22 protein-coding genes are annotated in these 19828 nt (G+C 70.7%); 18 read left to right on the top strand and 4 right to left on the bottom strand.

All coding sequences use genetic code 11. The annotated features are described in order from the left end of the window. Nucleotides 1–4: 4 nt before the first annotated feature. From HDA39_RS16155 to rpmB, 3 genes are all read left to right on the top strand, one after another. Nucleotides 5–322 (top strand): hypothetical protein, encoded by a 318-nt coding sequence (locus tag HDA39_RS16155; protein WP_184796031.1) that lies wholly within the window; start codon nt 5–7, stop codon nt 320–322. A 36-nt stretch (nt 323–358) separates the two neighbouring features. Then, complete coding sequence (locus HDA39_RS16150; RefSeq protein WP_184796030.1) at nt 359–1402, top strand: LacI family DNA-binding transcriptional regulator; 1044 nt, start codon at nt 359–361, stop codon at nt 1400–1402. A 109-nt stretch (nt 1403–1511) separates the two neighbouring features. Then, entirely contained in the window at nt 1512–1733 is a 222-nt protein-coding gene (gene rpmB, locus HDA39_RS16145) for a 50S ribosomal protein L28 (protein ID WP_077012774.1), read from the top strand. 93 nt (nt 1734–1826) lie between these two features. Here rpmB and HDA39_RS16140 read toward each other — a convergent pair whose 3' ends face one another. Then, nucleotides 1827–2810: an SAM-dependent methyltransferase gene (locus tag HDA39_RS16140; RefSeq protein ID WP_337925763.1), complete on the bottom strand. Its 984-nt coding sequence runs from the start codon at nt 2808–2810 to the stop codon at nt 1827–1829. A 74-nt stretch (nt 2811–2884) separates the two neighbouring features. On the opposite strand from HDA39_RS16140, the gene HDA39_RS16135 reads away from it, so the two are divergent. The 12 genes from HDA39_RS16135 (at nt 2885) to HDA39_RS16080 (ending at nt 15475) form a co-directional block, all read left to right on the top strand. Continuing rightward, nucleotides 2885–4582, top strand: coding sequence for a DAK2 domain-containing protein (locus tag HDA39_RS16135; protein ID WP_184796029.1), 1698 nt, complete (start codon nt 2885–2887; stop codon nt 4580–4582). Next, the gene (gene recG / locus HDA39_RS16130; protein WP_184796028.1) at nt 4579–6825 is read left to right on the top strand and encodes an ATP-dependent DNA helicase RecG; all 2247 of its coding nucleotides are present in this window, start codon (nt 4579–4581) and stop codon (nt 6823–6825) included. The genes HDA39_RS16135 and recG overlap by 4 nt, the downstream gene beginning before the upstream one ends. A gap of 151 nt (nt 6826–6976) precedes the next feature. Next, a complete protein-coding gene (gene rsmD / locus HDA39_RS16125; protein ID WP_184796027.1) occupies nt 6977–7540 on the top strand; it encodes a 16S rRNA (guanine(966)-N(2))-methyltransferase RsmD in 564 nt (187 codons plus the stop codon). After that, nucleotides 7533–8003 (top strand): pantetheine-phosphate adenylyltransferase, encoded by a 471-nt coding sequence (gene coaD, locus HDA39_RS16120; protein ID WP_184796026.1) that lies wholly within the window; start codon nt 7533–7535, stop codon nt 8001–8003. The genes rsmD and coaD overlap by 8 nt, the downstream gene beginning before the upstream one ends. A gap of 144 nt (nt 8004–8147) precedes the next feature. After that, on the top strand, nt 8148–8669 hold the full coding sequence (locus HDA39_RS16115) for a YceD family protein (RefSeq protein ID WP_184796025.1): 522 nt from the start codon (nt 8148–8150) through the stop codon (nt 8667–8669). A 106-nt stretch (nt 8670–8775) separates the two neighbouring features. Then, on the top strand, nt 8776–8967 hold the full coding sequence (gene rpmF, locus HDA39_RS16110; protein ID WP_131355175.1) for a 50S ribosomal protein L32: 192 nt from the start codon (nt 8776–8778) through the stop codon (nt 8965–8967). A gap of 14 nt (nt 8968–8981) precedes the next feature. Continuing rightward, nucleotides 8982–9713 (top strand): ribonuclease III, encoded by a 732-nt coding sequence (gene rnc / locus HDA39_RS16105; protein ID WP_184796024.1) that lies wholly within the window; start codon nt 8982–8984, stop codon nt 9711–9713. A 1-nt stretch (nt 9714) separates the two neighbouring features. Beyond that, nucleotides 9715–10569, top strand: coding sequence for a bifunctional DNA-formamidopyrimidine glycosylase/DNA-(apurinic or apyrimidinic site) lyase (mutM, locus tag HDA39_RS16100; RefSeq protein ID WP_184796023.1), 855 nt, complete (start codon nt 9715–9717; stop codon nt 10567–10569). Nucleotides 10570–10709: 140 nt separating this feature from the next. Beyond that, a complete protein-coding gene (locus tag HDA39_RS16095) occupies nt 10710–10910 on the top strand; it encodes a hypothetical protein (protein WP_184796022.1) in 201 nt (66 codons plus the stop codon). A 294-nt stretch (nt 10911–11204) separates the two neighbouring features. Further along, entirely contained in the window at nt 11205–14753 is a 3549-nt protein-coding gene (gene smc / locus HDA39_RS16090; RefSeq protein ID WP_238356071.1) for a chromosome segregation protein SMC, read from the top strand. Nucleotides 14754–14798: 45 nt separating this feature from the next. Further along, nucleotides 14799–15074 (top strand): type II toxin-antitoxin system Phd/YefM family antitoxin, encoded by a 276-nt coding sequence (locus tag HDA39_RS16085; RefSeq protein WP_184796020.1) that lies wholly within the window; start codon nt 14799–14801, stop codon nt 15072–15074. A gap of 14 nt (nt 15075–15088) precedes the next feature. Next, the gene (locus HDA39_RS16080; protein WP_202893011.1) at nt 15089–15475 is read left to right on the top strand and encodes a type II toxin-antitoxin system VapC family toxin; all 387 of its coding nucleotides are present in this window, start codon (nt 15089–15091) and stop codon (nt 15473–15475) included. Between the two features lie 11 nt (nt 15476–15486). Here HDA39_RS16080 and HDA39_RS16075 read toward each other — a convergent pair whose 3' ends face one another. Next, nucleotides 15487–15810 (bottom strand): nuclear transport factor 2 family protein, encoded by a 324-nt coding sequence (locus HDA39_RS16075; protein WP_184796018.1) that lies wholly within the window; start codon nt 15808–15810, stop codon nt 15487–15489. 126 nt (nt 15811–15936) lie between these two features. On the opposite strand from HDA39_RS16075, the gene HDA39_RS16070 reads away from it, so the two are divergent. Genes HDA39_RS16070 through HDA39_RS16060 form a run of 3 tightly spaced genes read left to right on the top strand, consistent with a single transcriptional unit; the run spans nt 15937 to nt 18329 of the window. Next, the gene (locus HDA39_RS16070) at nt 15937–16461 is read left to right on the top strand and encodes a sigma-70 family RNA polymerase sigma factor (protein WP_184796017.1); all 525 of its coding nucleotides are present in this window, start codon (nt 15937–15939) and stop codon (nt 16459–16461) included. Next, nucleotides 16458–17204: an anti-sigma factor family protein gene (locus HDA39_RS16065; RefSeq protein WP_184796016.1), complete on the top strand. Its 747-nt coding sequence runs from the start codon at nt 16458–16460 to the stop codon at nt 17202–17204. The genes HDA39_RS16070 and HDA39_RS16065 overlap by 4 nt, the downstream gene beginning before the upstream one ends. 33 nt (nt 17205–17237) lie before the next feature. Continuing rightward, nucleotides 17238–18329: a beta-eliminating lyase-related protein gene (locus HDA39_RS16060; RefSeq protein WP_184796015.1), complete on the top strand. Its 1092-nt coding sequence runs from the start codon at nt 17238–17240 to the stop codon at nt 18327–18329. Nucleotides 18330–18504: 175 nt separating this feature from the next. On the opposite strand, the gene HDA39_RS16055 is transcribed toward HDA39_RS16060, so the two are convergent. After that, complete coding sequence (locus HDA39_RS16055) at nt 18505–19419, bottom strand: M48 family metalloprotease (RefSeq protein WP_184796014.1); 915 nt, start codon at nt 19417–19419, stop codon at nt 18505–18507. Further along, nucleotides 19416–19802 carry a BlaI/MecI/CopY family transcriptional regulator gene (locus HDA39_RS16050; protein ID WP_184796013.1) on the bottom strand — a complete coding sequence of 129 codons (387 nt, stop codon included), beginning with the start codon at nt 19800–19802 and terminating at the stop codon, nt 19416–19418. Before HDA39_RS16050 ends, HDA39_RS16055 begins: the two co-directional genes overlap by 4 nt. Between the last annotated feature and the right edge of the window lie 26 nt (nt 19803–19828).

Here is a 19828-nt window from a genome sequence, read left to right as displayed (position 1 = left end):
GGCCATGCGGCAGTCCATGACGGCGGTCCTCGAACGCGACACCGAGTTCGCGAAAGACTTCGGCACCGAGCCGTACGAGGTGGCCTGGGCCGGTGAGGCCCGTTGGTTCGTCCAGCACGTCGACGGCGACGGCACGGCGCGCTACGTCACGCAGGTCTCGCCGGACGGCATCACCTGGTGCGACCTGGACGGCACCGAGCACGCGGTCGAGCCGGGCGCGCTGGTGTCCTGGCCGGCGGCCGGGTTCGGCCACTGGCTGCGGTTGCGCGCGGTCGTCGACGGCACGGTGCGCGTGCGCATCCACCTGGCGATCAAGGCTTAGTGTTCTCAGCCTGAAGGTGGGGGACGGGGAGGTGCGATGACGGAGGCTCGGCGGGCGACGCTGCGCGACATCGCCGGTGCGCTGGGGCTGTCGGTCAACACGGTGTCCCGCGCGCTGGCCGACAAGGACAGTGTCAGCGCGGCCACGCGCGCCGCCGTACGGGCCGAGGCGGCGCGAATCGGTTACGTGCCGAACTCGCTGGCCCGGTCGCTCGTGCTCGGCTCGGCGATGACGCTCGGACTGGTCATCACCAACCCGTCCAACCCGTTCTACGCGCAGCTGATCAGCAGCATCGAGCTCGGCGCCCGCGCGCAGGGGTACTCGTTGCTGCTGCTGGTCACCGACGAGAGCGCCGAGAACGAGCAGCGCGCCACGGACGCGCTGCTGCGGTCGGCGGTCGACGGCGCGATCGTCGTCCCGGTGCAGGACGAGTGGGACCACTGGCGGCGGGTCCGCGACTCCGGGATCCCGATGGTGTTCGTGAACCGCGACGTGCCCGAGGTCGACTGCGACATGGTCGGGGTCGACAACGAGCGCGGCGGGTACGAGGCGACCGCGCACCTGATCGCCGGGGGCGCCCGGCGGTTGCTGGTGCTGGAGGAGGACCTGCCGATCACGACGACGGCCGATCGCGTCGCCGGGTTCCGGCGGGCGATGGGCGACACCGGGCTGGAGGTGTCGGACGGCAGCGTGCGCGCCGTACCGACGAAGCGGTACGACTCGTTGGCGTTGCCGTGGCAGCCGGAGGAGGCCTACCGGGTCGCGTCGGCCGTGCTGGCCTCGGGTGAGCGGCCGGACGGGATCGTCACCGGGAACGACTACTTCGCGCTCGGACTGCTGCGGGCGCTGGCGGAGGCCGGGCTCGGCGTACCGGGTGAGGTGGCGGTCACCGGGTACGGCGACCACCCGTACGCCGGGTACCTGCAGACCCCGTTGACGACGGTCCGGCTGCCGGCCGCGGAGGTCGGCACGACGGCCGTCGAACTGCTGTTGCGGAGGATCCGTGAGCGGAGCTCGGACCGACCGCGTAAGATCCTCATCAGGCCCGAGCTCGTGGTACGAGCTTCGACGGCGAACTGACCCCCTGTGGCCTGGATCACGGCCCAGGACCGAATTGGTCGGGCCTGCAGACGCTGTGTAACATGGTCTGTCGGCGTACGACCCTGAACACCCTTGACCACGGAGAATCATGTCTAAGAAGTGCGATGTTTGCGGCAAGCAGCCGACGTTCGGCAACAGTGTTGCCCGGCTGGGTAAGGGCGCGATGATCCGCCGGGTCAAGGCGCGTACGCCGCGGCGGTTCAACCCCAACATTCAGCCGTTCCTGGCGGTCATCAAGGGCACCCCGACCAAGCTGAAGGTCTGCACCTCCTGCATCAAGGCGGGCAAGGTTCAGCGCGTCGTCGGCTAGTACTCTTCCGGCTCCCCGATGAGCCGGTCTCCGTGCAGGGCCTCGTAGGCGCCCGGGATCTCCCGGGCGCCTGCTGCTGTTGTACGACGGCCCTCAGCGGGCGCGCGCGACGACGGTGATCTCGCGGCGGTTGTGGTGCAGCTGGCGGGCGTGCAGGACGTCGTACTCCTTGCCCAGGACATCCATTCCGCGGCGGGCGGCGTCGAGCGGGTTGCGGCCGCCGCCCTTCAGGGTCACCACGGCCAGCGCGCCACGGCGCAGGTGCGGTACGGCGTCGAGCATGACCCGGGCGCTCATCACCTGGTCCATCCGCATGTCGTTGACGACCACGTCGAAGCGCAGGTCGTTGCGGCGGAAGAACTCGCCGGCCGTGGTGGCGACGTGGTGGATCCGCCGGTCGCCGTCGAGGCGCGGGTCGAGCGCACCGGGGTCGACGGACCAGACCTCCTGGTCGTACTGCCGCAGGATGCGCGTCCAGCCACCCGGGCTGGCGCCGAGGTCGAGTCCCTTGCCACCCGGCTTCAGACCGAGGTGGAAGGTCCGGATCGCTTCCTCGAGCTTGAACTCCGAGCGCGAGACGCGCTCGTCGGACCGCGCCAGGCGCATCCGGCCACCGGGCCAGTCCGCGAGGCTGTCCTCGAGCTGGTTGAGGCCGATGAGGACGGCTCGGTCGGAGACGAAGCAGGACACGACGACGTCCTGCTCCGACCGCGTGACCTCGATGCCGCGCGCGCCGAGCGCTTCGTCGAGCAGGTGGTAGTAGGTACCGCCCGTGCCCGCGCCGTCGGTCCAGGTCTGGACGGCGAGCGCCTGCGGGTGCTTGGGGAGCTCGGCCAGGACCAGCTCGGCGAGCTCGTGCGGAGGCGGTACGTCGGCCGGCGGGAAGCTCGCGATCTCGACGGTCAGGTGGCGGACGAAGATGATCCGGCCGTCGTCGCAGGCTCTGGCCAGCTCGGCGATCGGCGGCGCGTTGTCGACGATTCGACCGAGGTCGCCGCTGACCCGCTCGACCGCGACCTGCCGGCCGAACTCCTCCCGGAGCTCCCGCACCGCCAGGTCGTAACTGTCGGGGGACACGGAGAACAGGATCGGAGCAGCTGAGGCAGGCACAACACATCGTAAGTGCTGGGGCACCGGATAACCTTCCCGGCGTGGAAGAGCTGACGGTCGGGGTGCTGCGGAGCTGGGCCCGTACGGCGCTCGTCGAGCTGGGGCGGGCACGGACCGAGATCGACGATCTCAACGTGTACCCGGTCCCGGACGGCGACACGGGCACCAACCTGTACCTGACCTGGGAGGCCGCGTGCGACGCGCTGCCCGAGGGGGAGCTGACGTTCGCGGAGGCCGTGCAGGCGTTCGGGCGCGGGGCCTTGCTGGGGGCGCGGGGGAACTCCGGGGTGATCACCTCGCAGCTCGTACGGGCTTGTGGGCTGAGGCTGGTGGAGAACTTGCCGCGGCTTGACGCTGCGCACGGGGACTCGGTCGGGGGTTCCGACTTGGAGGTGAGCGCCGGGCGGGGTGGGAGCGCGGGGGCGAGCGGGAGCGCCGGGCGGCTTGCTGATCCGCGGATGAGCGAGCCCGTGGCGTTCGCCGACGCGCTGGTGTTTGCCGCCGATGCGGCGTACGGCGCTGTCGCTCGGCCGGTCGAGGGGACGATGCTCACCGTCGCCCGGGCTGCTGCGGATGCGGCGCTCGCGGCGGCCAACGAGGGGAAGAACCTGGCTGAGGTCTGTCTGGTCGCCGTGGCGGCGGCGCGGGTGGCGCTGACGAAGACGACCGAGCAGTTGGATGTACTCAAGCGTGCGGGGGTGGTCGACGCCGGGGGAGCGGGGCTGGTGGTGATCCTGGGCGCGATGGAGCAAGTGCTCTCGGGGCGTGGTCCCGCGCAGAGCACCGGGGTGCCGCACCGCGTCGTACCGGAGGAGGCCGCTGACGAGCTCGGGCCCGACGGGCCGGCGTACGAGGTGATGTACCTGCTCGACGCGGGGGACGACTCGATCGGGGAGCTTCGGCGGGAGCTGACGGGGTTGGGCGACTCCGTGGTGGTCGTGGGCGGCGACGGGCTCTGGAACGTGCACGTGCACACCGACGACGTCGGTGCGGCGATCGAGCTGGGGATCGGCGTCGGGCGTCCGCACCGGATCCGGGTCACGCACTTCGCGGATCTCCAGCCGCATCAGCCGGTCCCAGGTCGCGCGGTGATCGCAGTGGCGGCGGGCGACGGGCTCGCCGAGCTGTTCGGTGAAGCCGGAGCGATCGTCGTACGGGGTGGGCCTGGGCGGCGGTGCTCGACCGGGGAGCTGCTCCGGGCGATCGAGCAGTCGAAGGCACCCGAGATCGTGCTGCTGCCGAACGACAAGGACTCGATCGCGGTCGCCGAGGCCGCGGCGACGGCGGCGCGGCAGGACGGCGTACGGGTCGCTGTGATCCCGACCCGCGCGCAGGTCCAAGGACTCGCGGCGATCGCCGTGCACGACCCCGAGCGCAGCTTCGACGACGACGTCGTCCACCTCTCGGCCGCGGCCGGTCAGACCCGCCACGGCGCGGTCACGATCGCGGTCAAGGACGCCTGGACGATGGCCGGGACCTGCCGGATCGGCGACGCGCTGGGCGTGGTCGACGGCGACTTCACGCTGATCACCGAGGATCTGGTGACGGCCGCGACCGGCGTCGTGGACCGCCTGCTCGGCGGCGGTGGCGAGCTGATGACGGTGGTCAGCGGCCGCGACACGGACCCCGCGCTGGTCGAGGCGGTGGTGCGGCACGTGCGCCGGCACCGCAAAGATGTCGATGTGATGGTGTACGACGGTGGGCAGGAGCGGTACCCGTTGCTGATCGGGGTGGAATGAAGACAGACATCGACCGGAAGCTGCGCGACTTCCTCGGCGCCCGGACGGCGAAGACGTTCTCCGAGGTGCTCGGCCTCGAGACCGTCGGCGAGCTGCTGCGGCACTACCCGCGGCGCTACCTGAAGAAGGGCGAGCTGACGCCGTTCGACGAGCTGGAGGTCGGCGACCAGGCGACCGTCAACGGCAAGGTGAAGAAGGTCACCGTGCGCTCGCTGGACTCCAAGCAGGAGATCCGGCCGGACGAGGTGAACAAATTCCGCCGGCACAAGACGATCACCAAGGTCGTGGTCACCGACGGGCGCAACGACCTGGAGCTGGCGTTCTTCAACCAGCCCTGGCTGGCCAACAAGCTGACGCCCGGGACGGCGGCGCTGTTCTGGGGCGAGGTGACGAAGTTCCGCGACATCCTGCAGCTGAAGGGCCCCGGCACCGAGATCCTCGACGAGGACGACCTCAGCGAGGCCGAGATCGAGCGCCGGGCCAAGCCGTTCCGGCCGCTCTACCCGGCCACCGCGAAGTTGCCCACGGCCACCATCGAGCGCAGCCTGAAGATCGTCCTGGACAACCTCGAGGAGCTCGAGGACCCGATCCCGGAGCTGATCCTGGGCAACGAGAAGCTGCTCGGACTGCGCGACGCCCTGCAGAAGATCCATCTGCCGGAGACACTGCAGGACATCGAGGCCGCGCAGAAGCGGTTCCGGTTCGAGGAAGCGCTGGTGATGCAGACGATCCTGGCCCAGCGCCGGGCCGTCACCGACGCGCTGAAGGCGATCCCGCGGGAGCGGACGGCCGGCGGGCTGCTGGACGACTTCGACGCGCGGCTGCCGTTCGCGCTGACCGCGGGCCAGGCGGAGGTGGGCGACGAGATCTTCGCCGACATCGCGCGGCCGCACCCGATGCACCGGCTGCTGCAGGGCGAGGTCGGTTCGGGCAAGACCGTGGTCGCGCTGCGGGCGATGCTGTCGGTCGTCGACGCGGGCGGCCAGGCCGTCCTGCTCGCGCCGACCGAGGTGCTCGCGACGCAGCACCACAAGACGCTGACCAAGATGCTCGGTGAGCTGGCCGAGCAGGGCATGCTCGGCGGCGCCGACCGCGCGACGCGGGTCGGCCTGCTGACCGGTTCGCTGAACGCGGCCTCCCGCCGTACGGCGATGCTGGACGCGGCGAGCGGCGCCGCGGGGATCGTCGTCGGCACGCACGCGCTGCTGGAGGACAAGGTCCAGTTCGCCGACCTCGGTCTCGTGGTGGTCGACGAGCAGCACCGGTTCGGCGTCGAGCAGCGGGCCGCGCTGAGCACGAAGTCGGGGGAGAACACCCCGCACGTGCTGGTGATGACCGCGACGCCGATCCCGCGCACGGTCGCGATGACCGTGTTCGGCGACCTGTCGGTGTCGACGCTGACCGAGCTGCCGGCCGGGCGGTCGCCGATCAAGTCGTCGGTGGTCCCGGCGCGCGAGAAGCCGGCCTGGTTGGAGCGCGCGTGGGAGCGGGTCCGCGAGGAGGTCCAGAAGGGGCATCAGGCGTACGTCGTGTGCCCGCGGATCGGCGACGACGTGAAGAACGCGACCGACGAGGAAGGCGAGTTCGCGTCCGGTGCCGAGGACGAGGACGCCGGGGCCAAGGGCAAGCCGCGGCCGGCGATCTCCGTGCTGCAGGTGGCCGAGGTGCTGGCCGAGGTGCTGCCGGACCTGCGGCAGGCGGTGCTGCACGGGCGGCTCCCGGCCGACGAGAAGGACGCGGTGATGTCGAAGTTCGCCGCGGGGGAGACCGACGTGCTGATCGCGACCACCGTGATCGAGGTCGGCGTCGACGTTCCGAACGCCTCGACGATGGTGGTGATGGACGCCGACCGGTTCGGCATCTCGCAGCTGCACCAGCTGCGCGGCCGGGTCGGGCGGGGCAAGGTGCCGGGCCTGTGCCTGCTGGTCACCGACGGCTGGCCGGGGTCGACGTCGCGCGAGCGGCTGGACGCGGTCGCCTCGACGACGGACGGGTTCGAGCTGTCCCGGATCGACCTGGAGAACCGGCGGGAGGGCGACGTGCTCGGGGTGGCGCAGTCGGGGCGTCGTACGAGCTTGAAGTTGCTCAGTGTGCTGCGCGACGAGGACGTCATCTACGCCGCTCGGCACGTGGCGAACTCGATCGTCTCGGTGGACGCTTCGCTTGCGGAGTACCCGGCTCTGAAAGCCTTTGTGGCCGAGACTTTGGAGTCCGAAGCGGCCGAGTACCTGGAGAAGACGTGAGCGTGCATTTGGCGTCGACTTCGTCGCCGCGGGTTTTGGGGCTTGATCTCCCGCTCTTCCCTCGTCGGTCGGTCGCTGCGCTCCCTCCCTCCTCAGTCCAGAGCGGGAGGCCCCAAAACCTTCGGGGACTCGACTCAGGTCGGGAGGGAAGGTGACTCGGATTATTGCCGGGGTCGCCGGTGGGCGGCGGATCTCGGTGCCTGCCGGGACGGGGACCAGGCCGACCGGGGACCGGGTGCGGGAGGCGATGTTCGCGTCCGTGGAGACCGAGTTCGGCGGGATGCAGGACCTGTCCGTGATCGACCTGTACGCCGGGTCCGGCGCGATCGGGCTGGAGGCGCTGTCGCGCGGCGCGGCGCGCGTCGTACTGGTGGAGCAGGACCGCAAGGCCGCCGAGGTGATCGCGGCGAACATCCGCGCGGTCGGGCTGCCCGGCGCGACGCTGCTCACCCGGCCGGTGGAGAAGGTTGCCCAGGGCGACAACTCCGGCGAGGCGTTCGACCTGGTGTTCGCCGACCCGCCGTACAAGCTGGAGACCGGGGCGCTGCAGGACGTGCTGCTCGCGCTGGCCGAGCACGGCTGGCTGGCCGAGGACGCCGTCGTCGTGGTCGAGCGCGGCAAGCGGGAGCCGTGGGAGTGGCCGGCCGGGTTCGCCGCGCTGCGGGACCGCAAGTACGGCGAGGCCCGGCTTTGGTACGGTCACCGCCATGAGTAGAGCGGTCTTCCCGGGGACGTTCGACCCACCCACCAACGGGCACCTGGACGTGATCGCGAGGGCGTCGGCGGCGTTCACCGAGGTGGTCGTCGCCGCCGGGGTGAACCCCGCCAAGCAGCGGATGTTCGAGGCCGGCGAGCGGGTCGCGATGCTGACCGAGCTCGCGGCGCCGTACGGGAACGTGACGGTGGCGACCTTCGACGGGCTGCTGGTCGACTTCTGCCGGACGGTCGACGCTCAGGTGATCATCAAGGGTCTGCGCTCGGGCAGCGACTACGACTACGAGCTGCGGATGGCCCAGATGAACCGGCGGCTGACCGGGGTCGACACGCTGTTCCTGCCGACCGCGCCCGAGCACGGGTACGTCTCGTCCAGCCTGGTCAAGGAGATCGCCAAGCTGGGCGGCCCGGTCGACGCGTTCCTGCCCCCGGCCGTCCACACCAAGCTGCTCGCGAAGCTGTAGGGGAACACACCCGTCGGTACCCCCGATTGGGCTCCTGAGCGCGGAGTTGGTAATGTTGTCCATCGGTCTCGTTGAGACTGAGATTCTGCCTGCCCCACGCCTGAAAGGGATGTCCTGAGCGTCTTGGACCCGCGGTCCCCACTCGTGATCGATACCCACGAGCTGTCGCGCCGCGCCGGGTCCCAGCGCGAAGTCTCCTTCACGGTTCCGGCACCGGCCGATCTCGGGATCGACGTGATCGGCGTTCCCGACGGCGATCCGATCCAGTTCGACTTGCGGCTGGAATCGGTGGTCGAAGGGGTGCTCGTGACCGGGACGGCCCAGGGCCGGCTGGTCGGGGAGTGTGCGCGGTGCCTGGTCGACATCGAGGACGAGTTCCTCGCTGACGTCCAGGAGCTGTACGTCTACCCCGAGAGCGACGCCGAACCCGACGAGGCCAGCCGGATGGAGGGCGATCTGATCGACCTCGAGCCGGCGCTGAGGGACCAGGTGGTGCTCGCGCTGCCGTTCACGCCCGTGTGCAACGACGACTGTGCCGGCCTGTGCCCCGAGTGTGGGGTGCGGCTGGACGACGAGCCGGAGCACAAGCACGAGGACGCGGTCGATCCCCGCTGGTCGGCGCTCAGCGGGCTGGCCCCGCGGGACGACCGATCGCAGGAGCAGTAACCTCAGACCTCCCGTACCGCGGTACGGGCGCAGTACAACTTCAGAGCAACCGCACACCAAGCCGGCCGGGTTCTCGAGCCTCCGGCCGAACCGAGGAGTCATAACCGTGGCCGTTCCGAAGCGGAAGATGTCGCGCAGCAACACCCGCAACCGCCGGGCCCAGTGGAAGACCACTGCCCCGTCGCTGGTGACCTGCGTGAACCCCGCCTGCCGCGCGAAGCACCTGCAGCACACCGTTTGCCCGACCTGCGGCCAGTACGGCGCGAAGGGCGAGCGTCGCCAGGTCGTCGAGAGCTAAACGGCACCTACCCAGTGAATTCGGTCAACGAGACGGGGCTCTACGCCGAGCTGAACCAGCGGCTCGGCGTATCGCTGGCTGACGAACTACTGGAGCACGCCTTCACCCACCGCTCGTTCGCGTACGAGAACGGTGGGTTGCCGACCAACGAGCGGCTGGAGTTCCTCGGGGACTCCGTGCTCGGCGTCATCGTCACGGAGTCGCTGTTCCGCAACCATCCGGACCTCTCCGAGGGCCGGCTGGCCAAGTTGCGCGCCGCGGTGGTCAACATGCGCGCGCTCGCCGGGGTCGCTCGCGACCTCAAGCTCGGCAAGTACCTGCGGCTCGGGCGCGGCGAGGAGGCCACCGGCGGACGGGACAAGTCGTCGATCCTGGCCGACTGCGTCGAGGCGCTGATCGGCGCCGTCTACCTGGACCGTGGGTTCGAGGTGGCCGGCGGAGTCGTGCACACGCTGTTCGACGAGCTGATGGAGTCGTCGGCGCGGCTGGGGGCCGGCCTGGACTGGAAGACGTCGCTGCAGGAGCTGGTCGCCCAGCTCGGTGTCGGCGTCCCGGAGTACGTGATCGCCGAGTCCGGTCCCGACCACGCCAAGACGTTCGAGGCGCGGGTCCGGATCGGTGCCGACACCTACGGGCACGGCATCGGCCGGAGCAAGAAGGAAGCCGAGCAGCAGGCGGCCGAGACGGCCTGGAAGGCCTTGCGCGCGGCGCATCCCGACAGCATCGATCCCTCGCAGCAACCCTGAGGTGCCTGAGCTCCCAGAGGTAGAGGTCGTTCGCCGCGGACTCGCGGATTTCACCACCGGGCGGACGATCGACGCCATCGACGTACTGCATCCTCGTCCGGTCCGGCGGCACCTCGCCGGGCCGGACGATTTCGTCGCCACCCTGAAGGGCCAGACCTTCGGTACGCCGGCGCGGCGCGGCAAGTACCTGTGGCTCCCGCTGGAGTCGGGCGACGCCGTCCTGGCCCACCTCGGGATGAGCGGCCAGTTCCGGGTCCAGCCGGTCGGTACGCCGGACGAGAAGCATCTGCGGATCCGCTTCCGGTTCGCCGACAGCGGGGGAGAGGTCCGGTTTCTGGACCAGCGGATGTTCGGTGGTCTGTCGTACGCCGAAGGCGGCGCCGAACTGCCCGCCGAGATCGCCCACATCGCCCGCGACCCGTTCGATCCCCTGTTCGACCTGGACGCGGCGGCCGCCGGACTGCGCCGCCGCAAGACCGGCCTGAAGCGGGCGCTGCTCAACCAGACGGTGGTCAGCGGCATCGGCAACATCTACGCCGACGAAGCGTTGTGGCGGGCCAAGCTGCACTACGCCAAGGCCACCGAAACGCTGAAACCCCAACAGGCCCAGGAGATTCTCGGTCACGCCAAGGCGGTGATGGCCGAGGCACTGGACGTCGGCGGGACCAGCTTCGACGCCCTGTACGTCAACGTGAACGGGGAATCCGGCTACTTCGAGCGGGGCCTGGCGGTCTACGGCCAGGAGGGCTCGCCGTGCCCGCGCGACGGCCGCCCGATCCGGCGCGAACCGTTCATGAACCGTTCCTCGTTCCGCTGCCCGAAGTGTCAGCCGGCGCCACGACACGCCCGGTGGTGAGCGGTAGGCGATGATTTGACGTACGCCAGGTTGACCCTTGGCGTAGCGGGTGTCACCCTGAAAGACGGCACATCTTTTGAGAGGCGCTCCTCGGACCGGGGGCGCTACCAGCCAGAAAAACCCTTCCGGAGGACAGCACAATGGCCAAGGCTCTTCTAGGGCATCTTGGAGGCACTGACCCGCGTCTGCTCGAGCAGGTTCGCCTGCTCAACCGGCGCGTCGCGGACCTGGAGGCGCACGTGATGCGGCTGCAGGCAGAGAACGACCATCTGGTCGCAGCCGTTCACGACGGCCGGTTGCTCACCGTGGACGAGGCACTGAACACGCCTGCCCACGTCTGACCGGCGCGACAGACCAGTCAGTACCAGCTCGCCCGGGACCGTCGGTCCCGGGGAGCACCCCGCACCGTCCGCACCACTCACGGCGGCGGCCCCCGTCCGGGCCTCCGCCGCTCTTTTTGCGGTTTCCGGTGCCGGATCGACGCAGCCTCCGCCGAGCGGGCGGCTGTCCGACGTAGACTCGGGCCTGGAACACCTTCCCCCGGGTAGCCGCAGCGTCACCGGCAGTTACGACGGTTCCATCGGATACCGTCTGTCCTTTCACGGGTTGGGAGCAAGGCTTTGTACCTGAAGAGCATGACGCTCCGGGGTTTCAAGTCGTTCGCCTCGGCGACGACGATGAACTTCGAACCAGGGATCACCTGCATCGTCGGCCCGAACGGCTCCGGCAAGTCCAACGTCGTGGACGCCCTGGCCTGGGTGATGGGCGAGCAGGGCGCGAAGTCGCTGCGCGGCGGCAAGATGGAGGACGTCATCTTCGCCGGCACCTCCGGCCGCAGCCCGCTGGGCCGCGCCGAGGTGGTGCTCACCATCGACAACACCGACGGCGCGCTGCCGATCGAGTTCGCCGAGGTGACGATCTCCCGGACGATGTTCCGCAACGGCGGCTCCGACTACCAGATCAACGGCCAGAACTGCCGGCTGCTCGACGTCCAGGAACTGCTCAGCGACTCCGGCATCGGCCGCGAGATGCACGTCATCGTCGGCCAGGGCCAGCTCGACTCGATCCTGCGCGCCACTCCCGAAGGCCGCCGCGGCTTCGTCGAGGAGGCGGCCGGCGTACTCAAGCACCGCAAGCGCAAGGAGAAGGCGCTGCGGAAGCTGGAGTCGACCGAGGGCAACGTGCACCGCCTCGGCGACCTGATCGCCGAGATCCGCCGCCAGCTCAAGCCGCTCGGCCGCCAGGCCGAGGTCGCCCGCCGGGCCGTCACCATCCAGGCCGAGGTCCGCGACGGCCGGTCCCGGCTGCTCGCCGACGACATCGTCCAGGCCCAGTCCGCGCTCGAGGCCGAGCTCAAGGACGAGGCCGCGATGACCCAGCGCCGGGCCGAGCTCGAGGCCGCGTTGCGCGAGGCCCGGGAGACCGAGGCGGACCTCGAGGAGGCGCTGCGCGAGGACGCGCCGGCCCTGCAGGCGGCCCAGGACACCTGGTACTCGCTGTCCGGCTTCGGTGAGCGGATCAAGGGCACCGCCCGGATCGCCGCCGACCGGATCCGGTCGCTGAACGACGAGGCCGACGAGCCGCGCGCCGGGCGCGACCCCGAGGAGCTGGAGCTGGAGGCGGCCCGGGTCCGCGAGACCGAGGCGCAGATCGAGGCCGAGGTCGAGGCCCACTCCGAGCTGCTCGCCGAAGCGATCGAACGCCGCCAGCAGCTCGAGGCCGAGCACGCCGAGGAGGAGCGCCGGATCGCCGCGCTGATCCGGGCGTCCGCCGACCGCCGCGAGGGCCTGGCCCGGCTGACCGGCCAGGTGAACGCGCTGAAGAGCCGCGCGTCCGCCGCGGAGTCCGAGATCGGCCGGCTCGCCGCCAACCAGCGCGAGGCCGAGCAGCGCGCCGCCAAGGCGCAGCACGACTTCACCGCCCTGGAGACCCAGGTGGCCGGGCTCGACGCCGGCGAGAAGGGGCTCGACGACCAGTTCGAGGCCGCGCAGAGCGTCCTGGACGAGATGGACGAGCGGCTCACCAAGGTGCGCGCCGAGGAGCGCGACGCCGAGCGCGAGCGGGCCGGTCTGACCGCCCGCAAGGACGCCCTGGAGATGGGTCTGAACCGCAAGGACGGCGCCGGCGCTCTGCTGGCCGCCTCCGAGCAGGTGACCGGGCTGATGGGGTCCGTCGCCGCGCTGCTGAGTGTCCGCGCCGGGTACGAGACGGCCATCGCGGCCGCACTCGGCGAGGCGGCCGACGCGGTCGCCGTGACCCACACGGCCGCAGCCGTCGAGGCCGTCGGGCATCTGAAGCAGCACGACCTCGGCCGGGCCGGGATGCTGCTGGGCGACGCTCCGGCCGAGGACTCCGCGTCCTGGCCGCAGCTGCCGTACGGCGCGACGTACGCGGTGGAGGTCGTGGACTGCCCCGAGCAGCTGCGCCCGGCCCTGCGCCGGCTGCTGCGCAAGGTCGCCGTGGTGGACGACGTGGCCGCGGCGAGGTCGCTGGTCCAGCACTTGCCGGACGTGACCGCGACGACCCGGCAGGGCGACGTACTGGGTGCGCACTTCGCGTACGGCGGATCGGATGCCGCGCCGAGCCTGATCGAGGTGCAGTCGGCGGTCGACGAGGCCGCGGAGAAGCTGACCGAGGCGACGGCGCGCAGCGAGCGGCTGCGGTTCGAGCTGGCGGCGCTGGAGCAGGAGCGGACCCAGCAGAAGGAGTCCGTCGAGATCACGCTGGCCCGGCTGCACGAGTCGGACGCGGCGATGGCGGCCGTGGCCGAGCAGCTGGCCCAGTTCGGGTCGCTGGCCAAGGCGTCGCGCGGTGAGGCGCAGCGGATGGCCGAGGCGATCGCGGCGGCCGAGGAGGAGCGCGACCGGAACCTGTCCGGTCTGGCCGACCTCGAGCAGCGGCTGAACGACGCGGAGATGTTCGACGAGGACGGCGGCGACGAGCCGGACCCGACCGAGCGCGACCGGCTCGCCGAGGCGGCCAAGGCCGGCCGGGCGTCCGAGATGGAGGCGCGGCTGGCGCTGCGGACCACCGAGGAGCGGGCCCGGGCACTGTCCGGCCGGGCCGACTCGCTGGAGCGCGCGGCCCGGCAGGAGCGCGAGGCGCGGGCTCGGGCGATCGCGCGGGCGTCGCGGCGGGCTCGTCAGTCCGAGGCCGCGCAGGCCGTGCACCTGGCCGCCGGGCATGTGCTGGCTCGCCTGGAGCACTCGCTGCAGCTGGCGGCCACCGAGCGCTCGGCCATCCAGGCGCAGCGTGCGGACCGGGAGAAGGGGCTCGCCCAGGCCCGGTCGTCCACGCGCAACCTGAGCTCCGACCTGGAGCAGCTGACCAACACCGTGCACCGCGACCAGCTCGCGCGGGCCCAGCAGAAGATGAAGCTCGAGCAGCTGTACGAGAAGGCGCTCGGCGAGCTGGGCACCGAGGTCGAGCCGCTGATCGCGGAGTACGGGCCGGACCAGCTGGTCCCGCCGCTGCCTAAGGAGGGGGACGACCCCGACGTCGAGCAGCCGGGCGAGCCGTTCAACCGGACCAAGGTGGAGAAGCGGCTGAAGTCGGCCGAGCGCGCGCTCGGCCAGCTCGGCCGGATCAACCCGCTCGCGCTCGAGGAGTTCGAGGCGATGGAGGAGCGGCACCGGTTCCTGGCCGAGCAGCTGGACGACCTGAAGAAGTCCCGCCGCGACCTGATGGACATCGTCAAGGAGGTCGACGACCGCGTCGAGCAGGTCTTCACCGAGGCCTACCGCGACGTCGAGGTCGCCTTCGAGCACGTCTTCAGCCGGCTGTTCCCCGGCGGTGAGGGCCGGCTCGTGCTGACCGACCCGAGCGACATGCTGGCCACCGGCATCGACGTCGAGGCCCGTCCGCCCGGCAAGAAGGTCAAGCGCCTGTCACTGCTGTCCGGTGGCGAGCGCTCGCTGGTCGCGGTCGCCTTCCTGGTCGCCCTGTTCAAGGCCCGCCCGTCGCCGTTCTACATCCTCGACGAGGTCGAGGCCGCGCTGGACGACACCAACCTCGGCCGGCTGCTGGAGATCTACGAGGAGCTCCGCGAGAACAGCCAGCTCCTGGTGATCACCCACCAGAAGCGCACGATGGAGGTCGCCGACGCCCTGTACGGCGTCACCATGCGCGGCGACGGCGTCTCCGCGGTGATCTCCCAGCGCATCCGCGAACCCGAACCGGCCTAGAGCGGGGATGTAGCGCGGTGTGTCTCATCGCGCTACGCTTGGGGTATGAAGGTCATCACGCAGCGCGAGTTCCGGAACCAGTCTGCCGCGGTGATGGATGCGGTCGAGGCAGGTGAGACCTACCACATCACCCGCAATGGCACGGAGGTCGCCGAACTGCGCCCGCTGTCCAAGCGGCGTCAGCCGACGACCGAGGAATTGATGGCCCAGGCTCGCCTCCTGCCGCGGATCGACGCGGCGGCGATGCGACAGGAAGCTGACGAGTTCTTTGGTACCGAGGACCGGATCGTGGGCGACGACGATCCGTTCGAGCGCGCATGAGCGAGCGGCCACTGGTGGGCGTGCTGGACACCTGCACCTATATCGACCTGGTGGATCTGGACGCCGCGGAGCTTCCGGAGCGCTGGGAGTTGACGGCGGTTTCGCTCGCAGAGCTGCATCAGGGTGTCGCCATGGCGAAGGATCCGTTCACCCGTGCTGCTCGGTCCGAGGTGCTGAGTTCGGCGGTGAGGATGTTCGATCCGCTGCCCTTCGACGGCAATGCAGTGACGCGGTACGGGAGCTTGGTTGCGCTGACGGTCGCCACAGGCCGGGATCCTCGGCCGCGGCGGATGGACCTGATGATTGCCGCGATCACGTCCGCCCGCGGGCTGCCGCTGTACACGCGGAACCCGGGCGACTTCAAAGGCCTCGACGGGCTGTTGAGCGTGTACGCCGTCTGACGGCGTACTGGTCAGGCTGTGATCGTCATCGAGGCGAGTTGGTCGTCCTGGACGTCGAAGGTGAAGTGGGACGGGCCGTTGAAGCCGTCGCCGCCGACCTGGGTGTGCAGGGTGATCGGGTTGCCGGGGGTGGCGACCGTCGTGCCGGCGAAGGTGACGGACTTGCCGATGAACTCGGCGTCGCTCCAGGAGCGGATCCGGTCCGGGCCCTGGAACTTGCGGCCCCAGTCGTCGACGTAGCCGTCCGCGGTGAAGGCGGCGGCGAAGGCGTCGGCGTCGAGCTGGTCGATGGCGTCCAGGGCGCGCTGGACGGCGGTCGGGATGTCGTTGCTCATGACGTGACGATAACCCCGGTGAACCGGCGCCGGGCTGGGTCCGTGTGAAGGGTGTCAGCTCACCCCCGGCGGGAGGGATCGCCTATCGTACGATCGACCGAGAGCGTCGAGGCCGGGAGGACTGCGGTGGGCGAGGCGGACCGCGGTGCCGAGGAGCTGATCCGTTCCCTGTACGCCGAGCACGGGCGCAGCCTGCTCGCGTATGCGACCCGGCTCACCGGTGACAGGGCTGCCGCCGAGGACGTTGTGCAGGAGACTCTGCTGCGGGCCTGGAAGCACTCGGACGACCTGATCGAGGGCAAGGGGTCGGTCCGCGGCTGGCTGCTGACCGTGGCGCGCAACATCGTCACCGACCGGGCCCGGGCCCGCGCCGTACGGCCTGCTGAGGTCGCTGAGGTGGAGGACCGGCCGCCGGTCGAGCGGGATCACTCCGAGTCGGTGGTGAACAGCATGGTCGTGCTGGGCGCGCTGGACCAGGTCACGCCGGAGCACCGCGAGGTCCTGGTCGAGCTGTACTACCGGGGCCGGACGGTGGCCGAGGCCGCCAAGGAGCTGGGCGTCCCGCCCGGTACCGTGAAGTCGAGATCGTATTACGCCCTCCGAGCGCTGCGGAGCGCTCTGGGCGGAGCCGGAGCGGAGGTGGCCCGATGAGTACGAATGATGGCGGGCACGACCGTTCCCAGCTCGGTGCGTACGCACTGGGCGCGCTGGAGTCCGACGAGGCCCGTGAGGTCGAGCAGCACCTGGCCGGCTGTGCGGAGTGCCGTGCCGAGCTGGCCGAGTTCGAGGAGATGAAGGAGTTCCTCGGCGAGGTCCCGCCGGAGGCGTTCCTGGACGGACCGCCGGTTGACGGCGACCTGTTGCTGCAGCGGACGCTGCGGGCCGCGCGTGAGACTGCCCCGGCTTCCGTCGAGACCGCTGCGGTTCCCGTCGAGAGGGCCGCGGCTTCCGGCGTACGGAGGAGCAGGTCGAGGCGGCCCTGGCTGCTGGCGGCTGCAGCGGTAGTGGTCGTTGCCGGAGCGCTGGGCGGCGGTGTGGCGATCGGGCGGCAGTCGGTTGACCAGGTGGTCGCCGAGGGCACGCCGGCCGGGTCCAAGCAGGTCAGCGCGACCGATGCGGCGACCGGTACGACGATGGCGACGACGGTCGAGCCACGGACCGGCTGGAGCTGGATCGTGGTCAACCTGACCGGCCTGAAGGCCGGAGCCGAGTGCGAGATGCTCGTCACCGACAAGTCCGGCCGGACGTGGACGGCCGGCAGCTGGATCGTGTCGGACAAGGCCGCTCGCGAGGGCAGCGAGTTCAGCGGCGGGGTGCTGGTGCCGCTGGACCAGGTGCGTTCGGTGGAGATCCGGACGGTCCAGGGGGAGCACGTCGTCACCACCCAGGTGTGAAAACCCGATTGCCGGAAGGGAGAGGATGGAGGCGTGGCTGACTCCTCCGAAGACCTGAAGGTACGCCGTAAGGCCGCTGCTGCCGAGTCCACTCGCTGGCTGACCGGTCGACGGCCGTCCGCGGCGGACACCCTGCGCAAACTGGCCGACGTGGCCACCGACGAACAGCGCGACGCGTACGGCGCCGGTGGCGAGGTCGCGCTGCTGGAGGCGGAGACGGCCGAGCTCCTGGGCAAGCCGGCCGCGGTGTTCATGACGACGGGGATCGCCGCGCAGCAGAGCGTGCTCCGGGTCTTCGCCGATCGGGCCGGTATTCAGAGGGTCGCCGCCCACGGGCTGTCCCACCTCGTGACGCGTGAGCTGAACGCGCTGGAGGAGGTCCACAACCTCCGCATCGAGCAGTTCACCACTGACCTGCGGCAGCCGCGTCCGGACGAGTTGGCGGCGATCCCGGGCCCGCTGGCGGCGGTGACGCTGGAGCTGCCGTTGCGCGACGCCGGGTACGTGCTGCCCACCTGGGACGAGCTGGTGCTCTTCGCGGAGGCGTGCGCGGCTCGCGGCGTACCGCTGCATCTGGACGGCGCCCGGCTCTGGGAGAGCGCGCCGTACCTCGGGCAGAGCGTGACCGAGATCGCCGAGCTGGCCACGACGGTCTACGTGTCGTTCTACAAGGGCTTGGGTGGGCTGAGCGGAGCCGCGATCGCCGGACCGGTCGATGTGATCGCCGAGGTCCGCCGCTGGCAACGCCGGCTCGGCGCCAACCCGTCCACGCTCTTCCCGTACGCCGTGTCGGCGCGCGAAGGGCTGCGCTCGGTGCTGCCGCTGATGGGTGACCTGCACGACCGGGCGGTCGAGCTGGCGGTCGCGTTGCAGGCCACCGGGTTCCGGGTCTTCCCGGAGCCGCCGCACACGAACTCGTTCCGCGTCTACGCGCCGCGCCCGGCCGACAAGATGGAGCGGGCCGCCGTCCGCCGGATGGAGGCGACGCGCGAGGCGCTGACCTGGATCTGGCAGCCGGCCGACGTCCCGGGGTGGTCGTGGGTCGAGCTGGTGGTGACTCCGGACACTCTTGCGTGGCCGGTCGACGAGGTGGCGAAGGCTTTCGGGGAACTTCTGGAAGACTAGGCGCGTATCACCTGTGAGGTTGTTCGTATCAAGGCGGGGAGAGTTGTAGGTCTGTGCTGACGTTCGTTTTCACCATGATTGTTCTGCTGGTTCTTTCGGGGCTCGTGCTGCTGGCGGTGGCACGAGGTGAGGGTAAGCACTTCGGGTAGGTAGTTGTCTCAGGCAACAAAAGGCGTCAGTGGACGGCTTCGGCCAGCGCCTTCAGCACGGGAGCGGCGACGGTGACGGTGGGCAGCACGAGCAGTGCGACCGCCGTCGCGTAGGTGGCCGCCGACAGCAGGGGGAAGCGCGGTTCGGGGTCGGCCAGGCGCTGGACTCTCAGCACCGTCGCGGACTTGGCCGTGCTTGTTATGGCCATGCCCGCGGCGGGTGCCGGAGAGCCGGCGAGCGCGACCAGGGCACGGGCCAGCGGGAGCGGGCCGTTGCGGCGGCGTGCGTCGTCGTCGGCGAGCAGTTCGACGAGCGTGCGGGCCTGCTCCAGCGCGACGTCGCTGCGGACCCAGCGCGGGAACGCCATGTGCAGTGCCGTGAACGCCTCCAGGACCAGGTCGTGCCTGGCGCGGAGGTGCGCTTGCTCATGCGCCAGGACGGCGCGCAGCTCGCTGTCGTCGAGCCGGTCGAGCGCGCCCACCGACACGACGACCCGGGCGCCGCGCAACGCCGGCAGGCAGTAGGCGAGTGGAGTCTCCTCGGCCAGCACCCGCAGCCCGGGGATCAGGCCGTCCGGAGTCGCCAGTACGTCGACCAGGTCGCGGTGGCGCTTGCGACGGGCTCTGGTGCCGACGGCGACGCGGCCGGCGGCGTACGCGAGTCTGATGGCGACCAGTGCGGTCAGTGCGAGCACCGCTGCCGCGGCCAGGTCTCTCGGGGACGACGGGTCGAAGCGTGGCTCGCCGGGCTCGCCTGCTGTCGAGTAGGACAGGGAGATGCCGGCGCCGAGCGCGGCCAGCACGGCTGCGAGCGACAGGGCCTGCCAGAGAGCTACTGCTGCGCGCGGGATGCGGTAGGGCCAGCTGGAACGAGCCAGCAAGGCTGGAGCCGGCCCGGTCAGCACCAGAGCCAGTGCCGCGAGCAGGATCGGGGTGATCACCCCTCTCGCGCCTCGAGCCTGCTCAGCGCCTCGCGCAGCAGCGCGGCCTCCTCGTCGGAGACCTGGCCGACGAACCGGACCAGCGCCTCCCGGCGGTCACCGGCCTGGTCGAGTGCGTCGCGCATCAGGTCGACGGCCAGGTCGGCGCGCGGTGCTGACGCCTTGTACCGCCAGGCCTTGCCGTCGCGCTCGCGCTCGGTCAGCTTCTTCTTGGCCAGCCGGTCCAGCACGGTCATGACGGTGGTGTAGGCCAGGTCGCGGGTGAGCGAGAGCCGCTCGTGGACCTCGCGCACGGTGAGCGCGGTGTCGGCCGCCCAGAGCTGCTCCATCACCAGCCGCTCGAGCTCGCCGAGCGGTCGCGGAGCCTTCGGGTCGGTGGTCACGTGACCAGTATAACTACAGGTTGTAG

Origin of the sequence: Kribbella italica (assembly GCF_014205135.1) — a bacterium.
Lineage (GTDB): Bacteria > Actinomycetota > Actinomycetes > Propionibacteriales > Kribbellaceae > Kribbella > Kribbella italica.
This window is presented reverse-complemented; position numbering and strand designations above follow the sequence as displayed.

Excerpts from the sequence above, each read along its gene's own strand:
- coaD (WP_184796026.1), top strand. The coding sequence starts at position 7,533 with ATGAGTAGAGCGGTCTTCCCGGGGACGTTCGACCCACCCACCAACGGG.
- HDA39_RS16150 (WP_184796030.1), top strand. The coding sequence starts at position 359 with ATGACGGAGGCTCGGCGGGCGACGCTGCGCGACATCGCCGGTGCGCTG.
- recG (WP_184796028.1), top strand. The coding sequence starts at position 4,579 with ATGAAGACAGACATCGACCGGAAGCTGCGCGACTTCCTCGGCGCCCGG.
- HDA39_RS16075 (WP_184796018.1), bottom strand. The coding sequence starts at position 15,810 with ATGAGCAACGACATCCCGACCGCCGTCCAGCGCGCCCTGGACGCCATC.
- HDA39_RS16065 (WP_184796016.1), top strand. The coding sequence starts at position 16,458 with ATGAGTACGAATGATGGCGGGCACGACCGTTCCCAGCTCGGTGCGTAC.
- smc (WP_238356071.1), top strand. The coding sequence starts at position 11,205 with ATGACGCTCCGGGGTTTCAAGTCGTTCGCCTCGGCGACGACGATGAAC.
- HDA39_RS16095 (WP_184796022.1), top strand. The coding sequence starts at position 10,710 with ATGGCCAAGGCTCTTCTAGGGCATCTTGGAGGCACTGACCCGCGTCTG.
- rpmB (WP_077012774.1), top strand. The coding sequence starts at position 1,512 with ATGTCTAAGAAGTGCGATGTTTGCGGCAAGCAGCCGACGTTCGGCAAC.
- HDA39_RS16085 (WP_184796020.1), top strand. The coding sequence starts at position 14,799 with ATGAAGGTCATCACGCAGCGCGAGTTCCGGAACCAGTCTGCCGCGGTG.
- HDA39_RS16155 (WP_184796031.1), top strand. The coding sequence starts at position 5 with ATGCGGCAGTCCATGACGGCGGTCCTCGAACGCGACACCGAGTTCGCG.